This is a genomic window from Pseudomonas putida, from assembly GCF_005080685.1.
GTDB lineage: Bacteria > Pseudomonadota > Gammaproteobacteria > Pseudomonadales > Pseudomonadaceae > Aquipseudomonas > Aquipseudomonas putida_V.
In genome coordinates this window covers 2,106,174-2,125,484 of sequence record NZ_CP039371.1, presented here as the reverse complement: position 1 = coordinate 2,125,484, position 19,311 = coordinate 2,106,174, and the positions used below count along the sequence as shown (strand labels likewise).

The following is a 19,311-nucleotide window of genomic DNA, read 5'->3' as shown; positions in this document are numbered from 1 at the left end:
GAGCCGAGCGCCAGTGGTGCCTCAGAAGCAATCGCCAGGCACCCTCACCCAGCCTTCCATCAACACCCGAGCACTGCGGCTCATGATGGCCTTGGTCACCGTCCACTCGCCATTCACCTGGCGAGCCTCGGCCCCGACCCGCAAGGTGCCGGAGGGATGCCCGAAGCGCACCGCGCTGCGCGCTCCTCCGCCGGCGGCGAGGTTCACCAACGTCCCCGGAATGGCTGCAGCGGTACCGATGGCCACCGCGGCAGTGCCCATCATCGCGTGGTGCAGCTTGCCCATGGACAACGCGCGCACCACCAGGTCGATGTCATCGGCCTCGACAGCCTTGCCACTGGAGGCAGTGTAGGCGCTCGGTGGCGCGACGAACGCGACCTTGGGCGTGTGCTGACGCCCGGCAGCCTGGTCGACGTGCTCGATCAGGCCCATGCGCACCGCACCATGGGCACGGATGATCTCGAAACGCTGCAGGGCCTGGGCATCACCATTGATCGCGTCCTGCAACTCGGTGCCGGTGTAGCCGATGTCCGCCGCATTGACGAAGATGGTCGGGATACCGGCGTTGATCAACGTAGCCTTGAAGGTGCCGATACCCGGCAGTTCGAGGTCGTCCACCAGGTTGCCGGTGGGGAACATCGCCCCGCCGCCACCGTCTTCGTCGGCAGCCGGGTCGAGGAATTCAAGCTGCACCTCGGCCGCCGGGAAGGTCACGCCGTCAAGCTCGAAATCACCGGTTTCCTGCACGTCACCGTCAGTGATCGGCACGTGGGCGATGATGGTCTTGCCGATGTTGGCCTGCCAGATGCGCACGGTAGCCATGCCATTGCGCGGGACGCGAGCGGGGTCGACCAGGCCGCCACTGATGGCAAACGAGCCGACCGCAGCGGAGAGGTTGCCGCAATTGCCGCTCCAGTCGACGAAGGCCTTGTCGATGGCGACCTGGCCGAACAGGTAGTCGACGTCGTGCTCGGGCCGGGTGCTTTTTGCCAGGATCACGGTCTTGCTGGTGCTGGAGGTAGCGCCCCCCATGCCGTCGATCTGCTTGCCGTAAGGGTCGGGGCTACCGATCACCCGCAGCAACAGTGCGTCGCGGGCCGGGCCGGGGACCTGGGCGCGCTCGGGCAGGTCCTGTAGGCGGAAGAACACGCCCTTGCTGGTGCCGCCGCGGATGTAGGTGGCGGGGATCTTGATTTGTGGTGCGTATGCCATCGTCTTGGGTGTCCTGTTGAAGAATGCGAAACCCCTGGGGCCGCTGCGCGCCCCATTCGCGGGACAAGCCCGCTCCCACAGGCTGTGTGCTTTACTCGCGGGCAGCGCTGTACCTGTGGGAGCGGGCTTGCCCCGCGAATGGGCTGCAAAGCAGCCCCGCCACTCAGGCCGAGGCCTCGAGGAAATCCTGGGCAAAGCGCTGCAACACACCACCGGCCTCGTAGATCGACACTTCCTCGGCAGTATCCAGGCGGCAGGTCACAGGCACCTCGAGGCGCTCGCCATTCCTGCGCGTCACCACCAGGGCCAGGGTCGCACGCGGCTTGCGCTCACCCAGGACGTCGTAGGTTTCGGTGCCGTCCAGGCCGAGGGTCTTGCGGTCGGTGCCTGGTTTGAACTCCAGGGGCAACACGCCCATGCCCACCAGATTGGTGCGGTGAATACGTTCGAAGCCCTCGGCGACGATGGCTTCCACCCCCGCCAGGCGCACCCCCTTGGCCGCCCAGTCACGCGACGAACCCTGGCCGTAGTCGGCACCGGCGACGATGATCAACGGCTGCTTGCGCTCCATGTACGTCTCGATGGCCTCCCACATGCGCGTCACCTTGCCTTCCGGCTCGATGCGCGCCAGCGAACCCTGCTTCACGCTGCCATCTTCATTGCGCACCATTTCGTTGAACAGCTTGGGGTTGGCAAAGGTGGCGCGCTGCGCGGTCAGGTGGTCGCCGCGGTGAGTGGCGTAGGAGTTGAAGTCCTCTTCCGGCAGGCCCATCTTCGCCAGGTATTCGCCGGCAGCGCTGTCGAGCATGATGGCGTTGGAGGGCGACAGGTGGTCGGTGGTGATGTTGTCCGGCAGCACCGCCAGCGGACGCATGCCACGCAGGGTACGCTCCCCGGCAAGGGCGCCCTCCCAATAGGGTGGACGACGGATGTAGGTGCTCATCGGGCGCCATTCGTACAGCGGCGCCACCTTCGGCCCACGATCCTCCTCGATGGCGAACATTGGGATATAGACCTTGCGGAACTGCTCGGGCTTGACCGCGGCGCGTACCACTTCGTCGATTTCGGCGTCGCTCGGCCAGATATCCTTGAGGCGGATCTCTTTGCCATCGACCACGCCCAGCACATCCTTCTCGATATCGAAGCGGATGGTGCCGGCAATCGCGTAGGCCACCACCAGCGGTGGCGAAGCCAGGAACGCCTGCTTGGCATACGGGTGGATGCGCCCGTCGAAGTTGCGGTTCCCCGACAGCACCGCAGTCGCGTACAAGTCGCGGTCGATGATTTCCTGCTGGATCACCGGATCGAGCGCACCGGACATGCCATTGCAGGTGGTGCAGGCGAAGGCGACGATGCCGAAGCCCAGTTGCTCCAGCTCCTTCTCCAGCCCTGCCTCTTCCAGGTAGAGCTGCACGGCCTTGGAGCCGGGCGCCAAGGACGACTTGACCCAGGGCTTGCGAGCCAGGCCGAGCTTGTTGGCGTTGCGGGCCAGCAGACCGGCGGCGATCACGTTGCGTGGGTTGCTGGTGTTGGTGCAACTGGTGATGGCGGCAATGATCACCGCGCCGTCGGGCATCTGCCCCGGCACTTCTTCCCAGGCGCCGGCAATGCCTTTGGCCGCCAGGTCGCTGGTCGCCACGCGGGCATGCGGGTTGGACGGGCCGGCCATGTTGCGCACCACGCTGGACAGATCGAAGTGCAACACCCGCTCGTATTCAGCGTTGGCCAGGCTGTCGGCCCACAGGCCGGTGGCCTTGGCGTAGGTTTCTACCAGCTGTACCTGTTGCTCTTCGCGGCCGGTAAGCTTGAGGTAGTCGATGGTCTGCTGGTCGATGGCGAACATCGCGGCGGTGGCGCCGTATTCCGGTGCCATGTTGGAGATGGTGGCGCGGTCGCCCAAGGTCAGCGCGCGGGCGCCTTCACCGTAGAATTCGAGATAGGCGCCGACCACTTTCTGCTTGCGCAGGAACTCGGTCAGGGCCAGCACCAGGTCGGTGGCGGTGATGTTCGCTGCCAGCTTGCCACTCAGTTCGACGCCGACGATTTCCGGCAGGCGCATCCACGAGGCGCGGCCGAGCATCACGTTCTCGGCTTCCAGGCCGCCCACGCCGATGGCGATCACGCCCAGGGCGTCGACATGCGGGGTGTGGCTGTCGGTGCCGACACAGGTGTCCGGGTAGGCCACACCGCGGTCGTTGTGGATCACCGGCGACATCTTCTCCAGGTTGATCTGGTGCATGATGCCGTTGCCGGGCTGGATCACGTCGACGTTCTTGAAGGCCTTCTTGGTCCAGTTGATGAAATGGAAGCGGTCTTCGTTGCGACGGTCCTCGATGGCGCGGTTCTTGTCGAACGCCTGCGGGTCGAAGCCGCCGCATTCCACGGCCAACGAGTGATCGACGATCAGTTGCACCGGTACCACCGGGTTGACCTGGGCCGGATCGCCCCCCTTGTCGGCGATGGCGTCACGCAGGCCGGCGAGGTCGACCAGCGCGGTCTGGCCGAGGATGTCATGGCACACCACACGCGCCGGGAACCACGGGAAATCGAGATCGCGCTTGCGCTCGATGAGCTGGCCGAGGGAGGCGTCGAGGGTTGCCGGGTCGCAGCGGCGCACCAGGTTTTCGGCGAGCACCCGGGAGGTGTACGGCAGGCCATCGTAGGCGCCGGGCTTGATCGCCTCGACTGCCGCACGGGCATCGAAGAAGTCCAGGTCGGTGCCTGGCAGGGCTTTACGGTATGTGGTGTTCATAGAGTTATCAGGCTCGGTCACGGTAATCGGTGGCAGTTCGGGCCATTGGGGGCGCCATGCGCCCCTATCGCGGCACAAGGCCGCTCCCACAGGGGTACGGCTGCGGCCATGTGGGAGCGGCCTTGTGTCGCGATAGGGCTGCAACGCAGCCCCAGCGTCCTCCAGGTCAGCGCTTGTCGATCGGCACGAACTGGCGCTGCTCGACGCCGGTGTACTCGGCGCTCGGACGGATGATGCGGTTGTTGGCGCGCTGCTCGTAGACGTGCGCCGCCCAGCCGGTCAGGCGCGAGCAGACGAAGATCGGGGTGAACAGCTTGGTCGGGATGCCCATGAAGTGGTACGCCGAGGCATGGTAGAAGTCGGCGTTGGGGAACAGGCGCTTCTGCTCCCACATGGTCTTGTCGATGGCCTCGGAGACCGGGTACAGGACGCTGTCGCCCACTGCTTCGGCCAGTTGTTTCGACCAACCCTTGATCACCTCGTTACGCGGGTCGGACTCTTTGTAGATGGCATGGCCGAAGCCCATGATCTTGTCTTTGCGCTCGAGCATGCGCAGCAGTTCGGCAGTGGCTTCCTGCGGGGTCTGGAAGCGCTCGATCAGTTCCATCGCCGCCTCGTTGGCACCGCCATGCAGCGGGCCACGCAGCGAGCCGATGGCCGCGGTGATGCAGGAATACAGGTCGGACAGGGTCGAGGCGCAGACCCGGGCGGTGAAGGTAGAAGCGTTGAATTCGTGCTCGGCGTAGAGGATCAGCGACACGTTCATCACCTTGACGTGCAACTCGCAGGGCTTCTTGCCATGCAGCAGGTGCAGGAAGTGACCGCCCAGGGTGTCTTCGTCGCTGGTGCAGTCGATACGCACGCCGTGGTGGGTGAAGCGGTACCAGTAGCACATCACCGCCGGGAACAGTGCCAGCAGGCGGTCGGTCTTGTCGCGTTGCTGCTCGAAGGTCAGCTCGGGCTCCAGGGTGCCCAGCACCGAGCAACCGGTACGCATCACATCCATCGGGTGGGCGTCGCGTGGGATGCGCTCCAGGACTTCCTTCAGTGCCTGCGGCAGATCACGCAGGCCCTTGAGCTTGTGCTTGTAGTCGGCCAGCTCGGCCTTGCTCGGCAGTTCGCCGTACAGCAGCAGGTAGGCCACCTCTTCGAATTCGGCGCCGGCCGCCAGGTCTCGGACGTCGTAGCCCCGGTAGGTCAGGCCGGCGCCGGCCTGGCCGACCGTGGACAGTGCGGTCTGCCCGGCCACCTGGCCACGCAGGCCAGCGCCACTGAGTACTTTTGCTTCGGCCATGGTGTTTCTCCTTTCTTGAACTTGTTATGGATTTCTTCTGGCTAATTCGGGAGTGTTCGTGCCGGCCCTATCGCCGGTTCAGGCTCAGACCTTCTTCTGCGCGAACAACGCATCCAGGCTCTGCTCGAAAGCGTGGTAGCCGATGGCATCGTAGAGCTCCATGCGGGTCTGCATGGTGTCGATCACGTTCTTCTGCGTGCCGTCGCGGCGCAGCGCGGTGTAGACGTTCTCGGCGGCCTTGTTCATGGCACGGAAGGCCGACAACGGGTACAGGGCCAGCGACACATCGGCCGAGGCCAGCTCCTCGGTGGTGTACAGCGGCGTGGCACCGAACTCGGTGATGTTGGCCAGGATCGGCGCACGCACGCGCTCGGCGAAGGTCTTGTACATCGAAAGCTCGGTGATGGCTTCCGGGAAGATCATGTCGGCACCCGCCTCGATGCACGCCGCGGCGCGGTCCAGGGCGGCGTTCAGGCCCTCGACGGCCAGCGCGTCGGTGCGCGCCATGATCACGAAGCTGTCGTCGCTGCGGGCATCCACCGCGGCCTTGATGCGGTCGACCATCTCCTGCTGGGTGACGATTTCCTTGTTCGGCCGATGGCCGCAACGCTTGGCACCGACCTGGTCCTCGATGTGGATGGCCGCAGCGCCGAACTTGATCATCGACTTGACCGTACGGGCGACGTTGAAGGCCGAGGCACCAAAGCCGGTGTCGACATCTACCAGCAGTGGCAGGTCGCACACGTCGGTGATGCGGCGCACGTCGGTGAGGACGTCGTCCAGGCCGGTGATACCCAGGTCCGGCAGACCCAGGGAACCTGCGGCGACGCCGCCACCGGACAGGTAGATGGCCTTGAACCCGGCGCGTTTGGCCAGCAGGGCGTGGTTGGCATTGATGGTACCGACCACTTGCAGCGGATGCTCGGCGGCTACGGCATCGCGAAAACGCTGGCCGGGCGTGCTCTTCACAGTCATGAATCACCTCGGGGGCTGTTGTTGTTGGCGTCCAGGTAGTGACGCTGGATGTTGCGTTTGGAGGCGCCGATGTGGCGGCGCATCAGGAGTTCGGCCAGTTCGCCGTCACGCTCGGCAATGGCATCGAGAATGCGGTGGTGCTCGGAAAACGCCTGGCGAGGCCGATTGGGCGTGGCGGAGAACTGGATGCGGTACATCCGCACCAGCTGGTACAGCTCGCCGCAGAGCATCTTGACCAGCGTCTGGTTGCCGCTGCCCTGGATGATGCGATAGTGGAAGTCGTAGTCGCCTTCCTGCTGGTAGTAGCCGACCCCGGCCTGAAACGCCGCGTCGCGCTCATGGGTATCGAGCACCCGGCGCAGTTCGTCGATTTCGGCCTGGCTCATGCGCTCGGCGGCCAGGCGGCAGGCCATGCCCTCGAGCGACTCGCGAATCTCGTACAGTTCGATCAGCTCGGCTGGGTTCAGCGACACCACCCGCGCCCCTACATGCGGCACCCGCACCAGCAGGCGCTGGCCTTCCAGACGGTGGATGGCCTCGCGTAGCGGGCCGCGGCTGATGCCATAGGTGCGCGCCAGCTCCGGCTCGGAGATCTTGCTGCCCGGGGCTATCTCGCCCCTGACGATAGCCGCCTGGATGCAACGAAAGACATGCTCGGACAAGGTTTCCGTTTCGTCTGTTTGCGCCACATTGGAGGTGGAAAGGTCGAGCATATTGTCAACACCTTGGTAATCCATAAGGCGAAAACTAGCGAATCAAGGGCGCATAGTCAAAGACAAAATCAATATTGTCGACAATCGTCTAAGAGCGAACTTAACCCGCCTTGCTGCTGTCAGATCGCGACGCGCTGGCGCCAAGGCGTCGGCGTGATAGAATGCCGCGCCTCCCACGGAGTATGGACAGTGTGTCCGTCAGCAACCGCAGGTTGTCGACAGATAAACGAGGAAGCTTGCGCAGTACTTGCCAGTCGCCTTGCCCCGAACTTTGCACAGCACCGCGCCAGGACTATGAGACTTACACCCGTTTTATTGCTGTTATGCCTGTCCCTGCTGCCGGCCCTTGGCCAGGCGGCAGGGAAGACCGTATACGGTCTCAACGAATACGCCCGCCTCGGCGGCCTCGACCTCGAAGTGGCCGCCAAGCTCGACACCGGGGCCAAGACCGCCTCGCTCAGCGCCCGCGACATCAAGCGCTTCAAGCGCGATGGAGAAAGCTGGGTACGCTTCTACCTGGCCATCGATGCTGCCCATTCGCACCCGATCGAACGCCCCCTGGCCCGCGTCAGCAAGATCAAGCGCCGCGCCGGCGACTATGATGCAGAGTCGGGCAAGGCCTATACCGCCCGCCCGGTCATCGAACTCGAAATCTGCATGGGCCAGGCCATGCGCACCATCGAAGTCAACCTCACCGACCGCAGCGCGTTCCAGTTCCCGCTGCTGATCGGCTCCGAGGCGCTCAAGCACTTCGACGCGCTGGTCGACCCAAGCCTTAAATACGCGGCCGGCAAACCTGCCTGTGCCACCGACGCTCCCAAAGCAGAGTAACCCCGATGCGCTCTCTTACCCTCCATCTGAAAGTCCTCATCACCGTCCTGGTGCTACTGGGCGTGGCGGTCACGGCTTACCAGATCTTCGTCCTCGGCATACCCGTGACCGAAGACGAAACCGACGACCTGTGGAACATCGACGCCAAGGTCGAGTTCGTCGCCAGTTCCAAGGACCCGGTCAAGGTGCAGATGTTCGTACCGCCGCTGAACCGTGACTACGTGAGCCTCAACGAGAGCTTCATCTCCAACAACTACGGGGTGAGCGTCAACCGTGCCGACGGCAACCGCAAGGTGACCTGGTCGGCGCGCCGCGCCAGCGGCAACCAGACCCTCTACTACCGCCTGGTGCTGACCAAGCGCTACAGCAATGAAAAAACCACGGTCAAGGGCGCGACCTTCCGTGACAGCCTGGCTGTCGAAGGCCCCGAGAAGATCGCCGCCGAGGCCCTGATGGCGCCGATTCGCCAGCATTCGGCCGACGTCGAGACCTTCGTCAGCGAAACCATCAAGCGGGTCAACAACCTCAACGACGACAACGTCAAGCTGCTGCTGGCCGGCGACACGTCCTCGATGAAGAAGGCCCAGGTCATCGACCTGCTGCTGTCGATCGCCCACGTGCCGATGGAAAAGGTCCACACCATCCGCCTGGTGGCCGACACCCCGCAAACCCCTGAGCTGTGGCTGCGCAGCTTCAACGGCAACGACTGGCTGTACTTCAACCCGGACACCGGCGAACAAGGCCTGCCCAGCGACCGCCTGCTGTGGTGGACCGGTGACGACAACCTGATCACCGTCGATGGCGGCAAGAAGGCCAACGTCACCTTCAGCATGAACAACAGCGAGATGAACGCCATCCGCCTGGCCAAGCTGACCGACGAGAACACCGACGCCGACTTCCTCGAGTACTCGCTGTACGGCCTGCCGCTGCAGACCCAGCAGACCTTCATGATCATGGTGATGATCCCGATCGGCGTGCTGGTTATCCTGGTGCTGCGCAACCTGATCGGCATCCAGACCCTGGGCACCTTCACCCCGGTACTGATCGCCCTGGCCTTCCGCGAGACCCAGCTGGGCTTCGGTATCGTGCTGTTCACGGTCATCACCGCCCTGGGCCTGTCGCTGCGTTCCTACCTCGAACACCTGAAGCTGCAGATGCTGCCGCGCCTGTCGGTGGTACTGACCTTCGTCGTGGTGCTGATCGCCGCCATCAGCCTGTTCAGCCACAAGCTGGGCCTGGAGCGCGGCCTGTCGGTGGCCCTGTTCCCGATGGTGATCCTGACCATGACCATCGAGCGCCTGTCGATCACCTGGGAAGAGCGCGGTGGTGGCCACGCCATGAAAGTGGCCATCGGCACCCTGTTCGCCGCCTCCCTGGCGCACCTGCTGATGATGGTGCCGGAGCTGGTCTACTTCGTCTTCACCTTCCCAGCGGTATTGCTGATCCTGGTGGGCTTCATGCTGGCGATGGGTCGCTACCGCGGCTACCGCCTGACCGAGCTCGTTCGCTTCAAGGCATTCGTGAAAAAGGCTGACGTCTGATGTTTGGCCTGATCAAGACGTGGAAAGCCCTGGAGGCCCGGGGCATCATGGGTATCAACCGGCGCAACGCGGACTATGTCCTGAAGTACAACAAGCGCAACCTGTACCCGATCGTCGACGACAAGATCATCACCAAGGAGCGTGCGCTCGCGGCCGGCATCCACGTGCCGGAGATGTACGGCATCATCGAGACTGAAAAGCAGATCGAGAAGCTCGACGAGATCATCGGCGGGCGCAACGATTTCGTCATCAAGCCTGCGCAGGGCGCTGGCGGTGACGGCATCATGGTCATCGCCGACCGCTTCGAGGACAACTACCGCACGGTCTCGGGCAAGATCATCAGCCACGAGGAGATCGAGCACCAGATCTCCAGCATCCTCACCGGCCTCTATTCGCTGGGCGGGCATCGTGACCGGGCACTGATCGAGTACCGGGTGACCCCGGACCAGATCTTCAAGAGCATCAGCTACGAAGGCGTGCCGGACATCCGCATCATCGTGCTGATGGGCTACCCGGTCATGGCCATGCTGCGCCTGCCGACCCGCCAGTCCGGCGGCAAGGCCAACCTGCACCAGGGCGCCATCGGCGTGGGTGTCGACCTGGCCACCGGCGTCACCCTGCGCGGCACCTGGCTCAACCGCATCATCAGCAAGCACCCGGACACCACCAACGCGGTGGACGGCGTGCAACTGCCGAACTGGGACGGTTTCATGAAGCTGGCTGCCAGTTGCTACGAGCTGTGCGGGCTGGGCTACATCGGCGTGGACATGGTGCTGGACCAGGACAAGGGCCCGCTGATCCTCGAGCTCAACGCCCGCCCCGGCCTGAACATCCAGATCGCCAACGACTGTGGCCTGACCCAGCGCACCCACGCCATCGAGGCCCACCTGGAGGCCTTGGCCAAGGAAGGCGTGACCGAGGATGCCGACCAGCGCGTGCGGGTCGCCCAAGGGCTGTTCGGGCACGTGCAACCGCGCTAAACCTGCACCGCCCCATTCGCAGGACAAGTCGGGGGCGCCGAACCGCCGCCCCCACAGGAACCGAATCGACCGGCCCATTCGATACCTGTGGGAGCGGCCTTGTGTCGCGATTGGGCCGCGAAGCGGCCCCATGACGCTAGGCGCATCCCCCTCACAGGTCTACAATCGCCCTCCTCGCTTTTACATCGCCGTCCACACTGATGCCGACCTCCACGCTTCACCCCCTGCCCTACCAACCCGACCCCGCCGCCTTCTTCGCCCGACTGCGCCAGGCGCCCGGCGCGATCCTGCTCGACAGCGCTCGTCCCGGCGCCGAGCGAGGGCGCTTCGACCTGCTCAGTGCCTGGCCGCTGGAGCATCTGCAGGCCCAACCCGGCGAAGGCGGCCGTGAGTTCCTCGAGCGCCTGCGCGCGGCCCTGGCGCAACTGGGCGAGGCGCAACTGCCCGAAGGCTGCGAGCTGCCCTTTGCCGGCGGCCTGATCGGCTACCTCAGCTACGACTTCGGCCGGCGCCTGGAGCAGTTGCCGAGCCTTGCCATCGACGACCTTGGCCTGGCGGAGGCGCAACTGGGCCTGTACGCCTGGGCGCTGATCAGCGACCACCAGCACGCCACCAGCCAACTGGTGTTCCACCCCAGCTTGGCAAACCACGAGCGCCAGCGCCTGATTGCCCTGTTCGACGCCGACGAGGCCACCACCACCGGCGATTTTCGCCTGCTCGACGCCATGCGCGGCGACCTGCAGCCCGCGCAATACCGTGCCGCTTTCGATCAGGTACAACGCTACATCCAGGCTGGCGACTGCTATCAGATCAACCTCACGCAGCGCTTTCGCGCACCCTGCCAGGGCGACCCCTGGCGGGCCTACCAAGCCCTGCGCAAGGCCTGCCCGACGCCCTTCTCCGGCTACCAGCAACTGGCCGATGGCAGCGCCTTGCTGAGCTTCTCGCCAGAACGCTTCATTCGCGTCAGCCAGCGCCAGGTGGAAACCCGCCCGATCAAGGGAACCCGCCCGCGCTCCAGCGACCCGGTCGAAGATGCGCGCAACGCCGAGGAGCTGCGCCACAGCCCCAAGGATCGCTCGGAAAACCTGATGATCGTCGACCTGCTGCGCAACGACCTGGGGCGCACCTGCGAGATCGGCTCGGTGAAGGTGCCGGAGCTGTTCAGCCTGGAGAGCTACCCCAACGTCCATCACCTGGTCAGCAGCATCACCGGGCATTTGGCCGAAGGCCGCGACGCCCTGGACCTGATCGGCGACAGCTTTCCTGGCGGCTCGATCACCGGCGCCCCGAAGATCCGTGCCATGCAGATCATCGACGAACTCGAGCCGAGCCGCCGGGCCCTGTACTGCGGTTCACTGCTGTATGTGGACGTGCGCGGCGAGATGGACAGCTCGATTGCCATCCGCAGCCTGCTGGTCAAGGACGGCCAGGTCAGTTGCTGGGGCGGCGGTGCAGTGGTGGCCGACTCGAACTGGGAAGCCGAGTATGAAGAGTCGATCGCCAAGGTGCGGGTGTTGATGGAGACGTTGCAGAAGCTCTAAACAGTGCCGTCTGCTTCGCGCCGCACCTGGAGCAGGCTTGCCCGCGAAGCAGACACCGCGGTGCATGGTACCGGCTTCGCCGGTGTTCGCGGGTAAACCCGCTCCTACAGGTACGGCGCCGGCCCTGACAGCGGTGAAAATCCTGTAGGAGCGGGCTTGCCCGCGAAGCAGACGACGCGGTCTACCTCGCCATTTTTTGTTACCATCACTCCATTACGAGCGCACAGCGCCACAGCCAAGATGGAAACCGCCTGATGAGCCAACCCTTCGACGTCGCCGCCCTCGCCGTGACCTATGCCAACAAGTCCCCGCAGGACATCCTCAAGCTCGCCTTCGAACACTTCGGCGACGACCTGTGGATCTCCTTCAGCGGCGCCGAGGACGTGGTGCTGATCGACATGGCCTGGAAACTCAACAAGCAGGTCAAGGTCTTCAGCCTCGACACCGGCCGCCTGCACCCGGAGACCTATCGTTTCATCGACAAGGTCCGCGAGCAGTACAACCTGCCGATCGAGATCCTCAGCCCCGACCGCGCCAAGCTCGATCCGTTCGTCAAGGACAAGGGCCTGTTCAGCTTCTACAAGGACGGCCACGGCGAGTGCTGCGGTATCCGCAAGATCGAACCACTGCGACGCAAGCTCGCCACCGTCAGCGCCTGGGCCACCGGCCAGCGTCGCGACCAGAGTCCTGGCACCCGCAGCCAGGTAGCGGCACTGGAGATCGACAGCGCCTTCTCCACGCCCGAGCGCACCCTGTACAAGTTCAATCCCTTGGCGCAGATGACCAGCGAGGAAGTCTGGGGTTATATCCGCATGCTCGAACTGCCCTACAACAGCCTGCACGAGCGCGGCTTCATCAGCATCGGCTGCGAGCCATGCACCCGCCCAGTGCTGCCGAACCAGCACGAGCGCGAGGGCCGCTGGTGGTGGGAAGAGTCGACGCAGAAGGAATGCGGGCTGCACGCCGGCAACTTGATCAGTAAGGCTTGAAATAGCTGGGGCCGCTTCGCAGCCCTTTCGCGACACAAGGCCGCTCCCACAGGTACCATGCAGCATTCATTTGCAGCGCTGTACTTGTGGGAGCGGCCTTGTGTCGCGAAAGGGCCGCCAAGCGGCCCCGGCAATTCTGAATCAGTGCACCGGTAGTTCGACGCCTTCGAACAGCTCTTCGAGCTCCTGCTTGTTATGGCACTGGATGGCCTTGGCCATCACTTCACGCGTCAGGTGCGGGGCGAATTTCTCGATGAAATCGCACATGAAACCACGCAGGAACGTGCCGCGACGGAAGCCGATCTTGGTGATGCTGGCCTCGAACAGTTCGCTGGCGTCCAGGCACACCAGATCGGGATCGAGCTTGGCATCCACCGCCATCTTGGCCACGATACCCACGCCCAACCCCAGGCGCACGTAAGTCTTGATTACGTCGGCATCGGCTGCGGTGAACACCACCTTCGGCGTCAGGCCACGGTGGTTGAACGCCTCGTCCAGCTTGGAACGACCGGTGAAGCCGAACACATAGGTGACGATCGGGTATTCGGCGACTGCCTCCAAGGTGAGTTTCGGCAGCTTGGTCAGTGGGTGGCCCTGCGGCACCACCACGCAGCGGTTCCACTTGTAGCACGGCATCATGATCAAGTCGCCGAACAGCTCCAGCGCCTCGGTGGCGATGGCGAAATCGACTGTGCCGTCGGCGGCCATTTCGGCAATCTGCATGGGCGAGCCCTGGTGCATGTGCAGCGACACTTCCGGATATTGCTTGATGAAGTTGCTGATGACCGGCGGCAGCGCATAGCGCGCCTGGGTGTGGGTGGTGGCGATGGACAGGGTGCCCTTTTTCTCGTTGGAGAATTCCTGGGCAATCTGCTTGATGCTCTCGACCTTGCGCAGGATTTCGCCCGCGGTGTTGATGATCCGCTCACCCGCAGGCGTCACCCGCGTCAGGTGCTTGCCGCTCCGGGCAAAGACTTCAACCCCCAGTTCGTCCTCCAGCAGGCGGATCTGCTTGCTGATCCCTGGCTGGGAGGTATACAGACTCTGCGCCGTCGCGGAGACGTTGAGGTCATGGTGCGCCACTTCCCAGATGTAGCGCAGTTGTTGAAGCTTCATAGGTTTCCCTCGGATCAGCAGTAAGTCACCGGCGGCACACTGCAGGCTGCGATGAGATATAACTATATTAGTGGTTATCGCAATAAATCTAGAACTATTTTGTTACCTGTGCCGGACTTTTCCCACACCAGGCTTCACGCTTTCCTGCGCCCGAGATGCTGAGCCAACGGCACCATGTAAACCGGTACGGGTGACAGCTGCAGCAAGCGCACCGCCGTGCGCCCAATCGGCACGTCAGCGCCCGCCCCCGCGCTGTGGCTGCCAAAGATCATCAGGTCGACCGCCAGGCGCTGCGCCTGCTCGAGGATGACCTGGGCCGGATCGCCCTGACGCACGCGCACGGCCTTGATCAATGCCAGGTCAGCCTCCTCGCCCAGCTCTTCGCGAAAATTCTCGAGCACACGCTGCTCGATGTTGGCCATGACGGTATTGACGCCTTCGCTGTGCAGCTCATCCAGCGTCTGCTCGTCGAGATAGCTCTGCAGCAACGATTCGGCGAACTGCCCCATCGGCTCCACGGCGTGGATCACGTAGAGCTCGGCGCCGAAAGTGCGCGCCAGGGCCAGGGCATGCTGCATGACGAAGGGTGCGTACACCCCGAGGTCGGTGGCGTACAACATGGAACGAATCATTCGACCTCCTCGGCTGTCGCGACGACAGAGCAAGCTTCAGCTTAGCAGCGCGCCGCGCACCCGCCTTGCCGTCCAGCCGCTGGCGACGCGGGCTGGCGAGGGTCAGGCGAGGCGGCTCTGGGAGGCTGGACAGGGGGTCTAGCGCGCTGTTTCATGCTTCTTTTTTGGTTCTTCACGGGTTAGTGGGGCTCGGCTATGGGTCTTGGGATTGGGTCTTGGCTTTGGGATTGGATGGTTGATCCGAGGGGTGTAGCGGCGCTACCGGCCCCTTCCGCCTTTACAGCGGGCTCCTTTGTTCTTGGACAAAGGAGCGCAAAACCGCCTGCTCCCACATACGGCCCCTACGCTGCGCTTCGGGGTTCCCTCGCTACGGCGGCTTGCGGGCCCGCGCGGCCTACGACTTGCTGCGCAAGTCTACATCTCGCGCCTCCGGCTCTGCCGGAGGGTGCTGCGCACCTGGCCCTCCAGCCGCCTACGCTCGGCCTCCTGAGGTCGCGGGTAGATCAAGATCAACAGCAAGATCAAGAGCAGATCAAAAGCCAGAGCAACGGCAGGCGAATCGCTGCGCTCTCGCGGTTTACCTATCGCTTTGTGTTGTAGCGGATAGCGCGGTGTCTCTTTCGAAGATAACGCCATTGCAGGCGCCGCCCCTAACTTCGCGACGTCAGGAGGCCGAGCGTAGGCGCCTGTAGGGCCAGGTGCGCAGCACCCTTCGGCGTAGCCGAAGGCGCGAGATGTAGACTTGCGAAGCAAGTCGTAGGCCGCGCGGGCCCGGAAGGCGCCGTAGCGAGGGGACCCGTAGCGCAGCGGAGGGCCGGATGCAGGAGCATGTACGGGTCACCCTCATGGGTTACACAAAAGTTCGTTCACATAGGTGACAACACCTGAAGTCTTACATAACCATCATCGGCTTCTCGCTCATCGACCCTGCCGAGAATGATTGGGCCGAAAATAACATCCCACACCCCATCCCCGACCCGCTCCAGCCCAATGGTCTGGTGCTTGAGCACATAACCTACATAGATCCTCAAACCCCGGCGGTTGACGATGCCACTACAATCAGCTTGCAGGCTCTCGATATGACTGGGGTAAGTCATTTCGGGTAGTTGCTCCGGAAACGGGCGTGGCGAAGGCTGATAACAGGACGCCGGCGTTTTCTGCTTCAGCGCTTCGTGCAATCGCTCGTAATTGTAGTGTTGCCGAAAGCGGTCGAAGTGCCGCTGTTGAGCCTTCCAAGCCACTGCAGGCGGGGATGGAAGCGTACTTTTGAGTGTCCGGTGCATACGCTCGTGCCGACCATTTTGCTCCGGCCTGCCAGGCGCAATACGTTCAGGAATGATGCCCAGGCGCAGCCACCAAATGGACAGCTGGGAGAGGCCTGCGCGTCCTTTACTCGCAAACGGCACGCCGTTATCGGTTCGGATACGTTCAGGTAGCCCGTTTTCGCGAAAGACCTCAGCGAACACAGCCTGTGTCTCCAGGAAGTTCGTGTTGGCCATGCTGTGGCACGCAAGCAAGAAGCGACTGGCGTGATCCATGATCGTCAACGGATAGCACCAGACCCCTGCTCCTGTCAGAAACTGGCCTTTGTAGTCCGCAGTGAATAGCTGATTGGGCGACTCCGCTTTCTCCAATGGCTTGGGATAGACCGCTACACGCTGACGCAGGCGTCGCGGTTTGATCAGCTCGGCCTTCTTGAGGATGTTGTAGATCGTGGTCTTGGAGGGAGGCGCCTGGTCGGGAAAACGCGCCTGCAATGCTGCCTGGATCTTCTTGGGTCCAGGCTCCGTCTGGCCTTGACCACGCAGCTCGATGATGGCCTCCGCGAACGGCGACGGGTACAACCCAGTCTTGTGTCAGCCGGCGACGACTGCGCTCCTCCAGGCCCGCCGGGCCCTCTTTCTCGTACCGCTCGACCCATTTGTATCCGGTCTTTCGACTGATCTCGTAGGCCTCGCAGAGGGCGCTGAAGCTAGGCGGACCCTGCAGGTAATCCGCGATGAAAAGCGTTTTCATGTCCATAGGTTTCAGCTCTCGCCAAGGCATGGTCAGATCCTCGAAAAACCGACCCTGCCAGTTAAAAACTGTTACCTATGTGCGTGAACTGATTTGTAACCCATGTGGGTGAGTCATACCAGCGAGCGGTTTTGCGTCCCTTTTTCCAAGAAAAAAGGGACCCGCCGTAAAGGCGGAAGGGGCCAGTAGCGCCGCTACACACAATGGATCCGCTCACGATCTAAATGCCAAGCCAAGCCAAGCCCAACCCCTCACAATCCGTGAAAAACTTCTTTTCCGCGCACCAGCAACGCGCAACCTGCACACAAATACCCAAGGCCAGGGAAAATCCCTACGTGGAGCAGGCCCAACCCATTGTCGCCACCCCTGTAACGCGCTAAGGTTCCGCTCCCCGCTGCGAACATTCTTGCTGCTGGGCCGCACGGGGATTGCTGGCGGCCGGCACCCGTGACCTGACGAGTAACACGATGGCTGATTTACCGATCGACGACCTTAACGTTGCCTCCAACGAGACCTTGATCACCCCCGATCAGCTCAAGCACGAACTTCCCCTGAGCGCCAAGGCCCTGCAGACCGTAACGGCTGGCCGTGAAGTGGTGCGCAATATCCTCGATGGCAAGGACCATCGCCTGTTCGTGGTGGTCGGCCCCTGCTCCATCCACGACATCAAGGCGGCTCACGAGTACGCCGAGCGCCTCAAGGCACTCGCCGAAGAAGTTTCCGACACCCTGTACCTGGTGATGCGCGTGTACTTCGAAAAACCGCGCACCACCGTGGGCTGGAAAGGCCTGATCAACGACCCGTACCTGGACGACTCCTTCAAAATCCAGGACGGCCTGCACATCGGCCGCAAACTGCTGCTGGACCTGGCTGAAATGGGCCTGCCGACCGCCACCGAGGCACTCGATCCGATTTCGCCGCAGTACCTGCAGGACCTGATCAGCTGGTCGGCGATCGGCGCGCGTACCACCGAGTCGCAGACCCACCGCGAAATGGCGTCGGGCCTGTCCTCAGCCGTGGGCTTCAAGAATGGCACCGACGGCGGCCTGACCGTCGCCATCAACGCCTTGCAGTCGGTATCCAAGCCGCACCGCTTCCTGGGCATCAATCAGGAAGGCGGCGTCTCGATCGTCACCACCAAGGGCAACCCGTACGGCCACGTGGTGCTGCGTGGCGGCAACGGCAAGCCGAACTACGACTCGGTCAGCGTCGCCCTGTGCGAACAGGACCTGGCAAAGGCCAAGATCAAGGCCAACATCATGGTCGACTGCAGCCACGCCAACTCCAACAAGGACCCGGCCCTGCAGCCTCTGGTGATGGAAAACGTCGCCAACCAGATCGTCGAAGGCAACCAGTCGATCATCGGTCTGATGGTCGAGAGCCACCTGAACTGGGGCTGCCAGGCCATTCCAAAGAATCTCGACGAGTTGCAGTACGGCGTGTCGATCACCGACGCCTGCATCGACTGGTCGGCGACCGAGAACACCCTGCGCAGCATGCGCGAGAAGCTCAAGGATGTGCTGCCGCAGCGCAAGCGCGGCTGATAACGAGCGGGGCCGCTTCCCGCCTCGATCGCCTGCAGGCGATCGGGGCGGGAAGCGGCCCCGCTGCATTCTGGCTGGCAGGAATCAGACTTTGCTCGAGTGCCGCTGCTGGCGCTCCATGTAGCGCTCCACGTACGAGCAGGAAGGGATCACCGTGTAACCCATCTGTTCGGCGTACTCCAGGGCCTTCTCGGTCAGTGCCGCAGCAATGCCACGCCCACGCAGCGCATTGGGGACGAAGGTGCGATAGATGTCCAGCGTCTGCTTGCCCAGGTCCATGTACGTCAGGTAGGCACGATGACCGTCCACGTTGGTCTCGAACTGATGACCGGCCTGGTCATGGTGGATGGTCAGCGCTTCACTCATCACTACTCCTCGCAGGTCTTTGCGGCAGACCCTGGCCTTAACCGATGGTGGTTTGTCCGGCGGAGGAACCTCTACGCCACCTCTTGCCCCTTCGACCGTGGGTCGATGCCAATCGTTCTGCGGGCGGGCCCCCAAATAGTAGGCACCGTCGGCACGATTGCTCAAGGTGGCAGCGGTTAAAAAGTGACAGAATTGGGTACGACGCCCCCGTTGGACCGCACTCGCAACAGCAGCCGGATGTTCTTGGGCTTAAGACGCTGATCGACAGTTAAAGTCACCGTTAGTTCAACAAAAAAGTTCCCGTACTACAGTCGCTTGCGAAGCCTGCACAGGTTTTTCACAAAGTCGCACGCAAATCTTGTCGGCAACCCTTCCAGTGACAATTTTTTTTGCAGTTCTTGCGCTCGGTCAGTTTACTTACTACAAGTAATGGGTACTATGTACGCCGGCCAGTTTCTCTTTTCCGAGAGATGGCTCTTTAATAGAAAGTCCTTGAAGGGGAACACGATGAACAACGTTCTGAAATTCTCTGCTCTGGCTCTGGCCGCAGTTCTGGCTACCGGTTGCAGCAGCGTATCCAAAGAAACCGAAGCTCGTCTGACTGCGACTGAAGACGCAGCAGCTCGCGCTCAAGCTCGTGCTGACGAAGCCTACCGTAAGGCTGACGACGCACTGGCAGCCGCTCAGAAGGCTCAGCAGACCGCTGACGAAGCCAACGAGCGCGCTCTGCGTATGCTGGACAAAGCCAGCCGCAAGTAATAATCCTCACGGATTGTTAAGAAGCCGACCCACTTGTGGGTCGGCTT

15 protein-coding genes and 1 pseudogene are annotated in these 19,311 nt (G+C 62.9%); 7 read left to right on the top strand and 9 right to left on the bottom strand.

The window, feature by feature from the left end:
* Nucleotides 1-21 precede the first annotated feature (21 nt).
* The 5 genes from prpF to E6B08_RS09830 all read right to left on the bottom strand — a co-directional run bounded on the left by prpF (nt 22) and on the right by E6B08_RS09830 (nt 6,946).
* On the bottom strand, nt 22-1,212 hold the full coding sequence (gene prpF / locus E6B08_RS09850; RefSeq protein WP_136913829.1) for a 2-methylaconitate cis-trans isomerase PrpF: 1,191 nt from the start codon (nt 1,210-1,212) through the stop codon (nt 22-24).
* 163 nt (nt 1,213-1,375) lie between these two features.
* The gene (acnD, locus tag E6B08_RS09845; RefSeq protein ID WP_136913828.1) at nt 1,376-3,964 is read right to left on the bottom strand and encodes a Fe/S-dependent 2-methylisocitrate dehydratase AcnD; all 2,589 of its coding nucleotides are present in this window, start codon (nt 3,962-3,964) and stop codon (nt 1,376-1,378) included.
* Between the two features lie 166 nt (nt 3,965-4,130).
* Nucleotides 4,131-5,258 (bottom strand): 2-methylcitrate synthase, encoded by a 1,128-nt coding sequence (gene prpC / locus E6B08_RS09840; protein ID WP_136913827.1) that lies wholly within the window; start codon nt 5,256-5,258, stop codon nt 4,131-4,133.
* An 84-nt stretch (nt 5,259-5,342) separates the two neighbouring features.
* Entirely contained in the window at nt 5,343-6,233 is an 891-nt protein-coding gene (gene prpB, locus E6B08_RS09835; protein ID WP_136913826.1) for a methylisocitrate lyase, read from the bottom strand.
* Nucleotides 6,230-6,946: a GntR family transcriptional regulator gene (locus E6B08_RS09830; RefSeq protein ID WP_136913825.1), complete on the bottom strand. Its 717-nt coding sequence runs from the start codon at nt 6,944-6,946 to the stop codon at nt 6,230-6,232. Before E6B08_RS09830 ends, prpB begins: the two co-directional genes overlap by 4 nt.
* A 294-nt stretch (nt 6,947-7,240) precedes the next feature.
* Between E6B08_RS09830 and E6B08_RS09825 the strand changes: the two genes are divergently transcribed.
* The 5 genes from E6B08_RS09825 (at nt 7,241) to E6B08_RS09805 (ending at nt 12,831) form a co-directional block, all read left to right on the top strand.
* Nucleotides 7,241-7,777 carry an ATP-dependent zinc protease gene (locus tag E6B08_RS09825; RefSeq protein ID WP_136913824.1) on the top strand — a complete coding sequence of 179 codons (537 nt, stop codon included), beginning with the start codon at nt 7,241-7,243 and terminating at the stop codon, nt 7,775-7,777.
* Nucleotides 7,778-7,782: 5 nt separating this feature from the next.
* Entirely contained in the window at nt 7,783-9,318 is a 1,536-nt protein-coding gene (locus E6B08_RS09820; protein ID WP_136913823.1) for an inactive transglutaminase family protein, read from the top strand.
* Complete coding sequence (locus E6B08_RS09815; RefSeq protein ID WP_136913822.1) at nt 9,318-10,298, top strand: alpha-L-glutamate ligase-like protein; 981 nt, start codon at nt 9,318-9,320, stop codon at nt 10,296-10,298. The genes E6B08_RS09820 and E6B08_RS09815 overlap by 1 nt, the downstream gene beginning before the upstream one ends.
* Before the next feature lie 200 nt (nt 10,299-10,498).
* On the top strand, nt 10,499-11,842 hold the full coding sequence (pabB, locus tag E6B08_RS09810) for an aminodeoxychorismate synthase component I (RefSeq protein ID WP_136913821.1): 1,344 nt from the start codon (nt 10,499-10,501) through the stop codon (nt 11,840-11,842).
* A 254-nt stretch (nt 11,843-12,096) separates the two neighbouring features.
* Nucleotides 12,097-12,831, top strand: a complete 735-nt coding sequence (locus E6B08_RS09805) for a phosphoadenylyl-sulfate reductase (protein WP_136913820.1) — start codon at nt 12,097-12,099, stop codon at nt 12,829-12,831.
* A gap of 141 nt (nt 12,832-12,972) precedes the next feature.
* Here the strand turns inward: E6B08_RS09805 and cysB are convergent, their stop codons facing one another.
* The 3 genes and pseudogenes from cysB to E6B08_RS09790 form a co-directional block, all read right to left on the bottom strand.
* On the bottom strand, nt 12,973-13,947 hold the full coding sequence (gene cysB, locus E6B08_RS09800) for an HTH-type transcriptional regulator CysB (RefSeq protein WP_136913819.1): 975 nt from the start codon (nt 13,945-13,947) through the stop codon (nt 12,973-12,975).
* 134 nt (nt 13,948-14,081) lie between these two features.
* Nucleotides 14,082-14,579 carry a universal stress protein gene (locus tag E6B08_RS09795; RefSeq protein ID WP_136913818.1) on the bottom strand — a complete coding sequence of 166 codons (498 nt, stop codon included), beginning with the start codon at nt 14,577-14,579 and terminating at the stop codon, nt 14,082-14,084.
* An 866-nt stretch (nt 14,580-15,445) separates the two neighbouring features.
* Nucleotides 15,446-16,625, bottom strand: a pseudogene (locus E6B08_RS09790) (integrase core domain-containing protein).
* Nucleotides 16,626-17,062: 437 nt separating this feature from the next.
* Between E6B08_RS09790 and E6B08_RS09785 the strand changes: the two are divergent.
* On the top strand, nt 17,063-18,139 hold the full coding sequence (locus E6B08_RS09785) for a 3-deoxy-7-phosphoheptulonate synthase (protein ID WP_136913817.1): 1,077 nt from the start codon (nt 17,063-17,065) through the stop codon (nt 18,137-18,139).
* 84 nt (nt 18,140-18,223) lie between these two features.
* On the opposite strand, the gene E6B08_RS09780 is transcribed toward E6B08_RS09785, so the two are convergent.
* Complete coding sequence (locus tag E6B08_RS09780; RefSeq protein WP_136913816.1) at nt 18,224-18,505, bottom strand: GNAT family N-acetyltransferase; 282 nt, start codon at nt 18,503-18,505, stop codon at nt 18,224-18,226.
* Nucleotides 18,506-19,012: 507 nt separating this feature from the next.
* Between E6B08_RS09780 and oprI the strand changes: the two genes are divergently transcribed.
* Nucleotides 19,013-19,264, top strand: a complete 252-nt coding sequence (gene oprI, locus E6B08_RS09775) for an outer membrane lipoprotei OprI (protein WP_003259780.1) — start codon at nt 19,013-19,015, stop codon at nt 19,262-19,264.
* Nucleotides 19,265-19,311: the final 47 nt, after the last annotated feature.

Excerpts from the sequence above, each read along its gene's own strand:
- prpF (WP_136913829.1), bottom strand. The coding sequence starts at position 1,212 with ATGGCATACGCACCACAAATCAAGATCCCCGCCACCTACATCCGCGGC.
- acnD (WP_136913828.1), bottom strand. The coding sequence starts at position 3,964 with ATGAACACCACATACCGTAAAGCCCTGCCAGGCACCGACCTGGACTTC.
- prpC (WP_136913827.1), bottom strand. The coding sequence starts at position 5,258 with ATGGCCGAAGCAAAAGTACTCAGTGGCGCTGGCCTGCGTGGCCAGGTG.
- prpB (WP_136913826.1), bottom strand. The coding sequence starts at position 6,233 with ATGACTGTGAAGAGCACGCCCGGCCAGCGTTTTCGCGATGCCGTAGCC.
- E6B08_RS09830 (WP_136913825.1), bottom strand. The coding sequence starts at position 6,946 with ATGCTCGACCTTTCCACCTCCAATGTGGCGCAAACAGACGAAACGGAA.
- E6B08_RS09825 (WP_136913824.1), top strand. The coding sequence starts at position 7,241 with ATGAGACTTACACCCGTTTTATTGCTGTTATGCCTGTCCCTGCTGCCG.
- E6B08_RS09820 (WP_136913823.1), top strand. The coding sequence starts at position 7,783 with ATGCGCTCTCTTACCCTCCATCTGAAAGTCCTCATCACCGTCCTGGTG.
- E6B08_RS09815 (WP_136913822.1), top strand. The coding sequence starts at position 9,318 with ATGTTTGGCCTGATCAAGACGTGGAAAGCCCTGGAGGCCCGGGGCATC.
- pabB (WP_136913821.1), top strand. The coding sequence starts at position 10,499 with ATGCCGACCTCCACGCTTCACCCCCTGCCCTACCAACCCGACCCCGCC.
- E6B08_RS09805 (WP_136913820.1), top strand. The coding sequence starts at position 12,097 with ATGAGCCAACCCTTCGACGTCGCCGCCCTCGCCGTGACCTATGCCAAC.
- cysB (WP_136913819.1), bottom strand. The coding sequence starts at position 13,947 with ATGAAGCTTCAACAACTGCGCTACATCTGGGAAGTGGCGCACCATGAC.
- E6B08_RS09795 (WP_136913818.1), bottom strand. The coding sequence starts at position 14,579 with ATGATTCGTTCCATGTTGTACGCCACCGACCTCGGGGTGTACGCACCC.
- E6B08_RS09785 (WP_136913817.1), top strand. The coding sequence starts at position 17,063 with ATGGCTGATTTACCGATCGACGACCTTAACGTTGCCTCCAACGAGACC.
- E6B08_RS09780 (WP_136913816.1), bottom strand. The coding sequence starts at position 18,505 with ATGAGTGAAGCGCTGACCATCCACCATGACCAGGCCGGTCATCAGTTC.
- oprI (WP_003259780.1), top strand. The coding sequence starts at position 19,013 with ATGAACAACGTTCTGAAATTCTCTGCTCTGGCTCTGGCCGCAGTTCTG.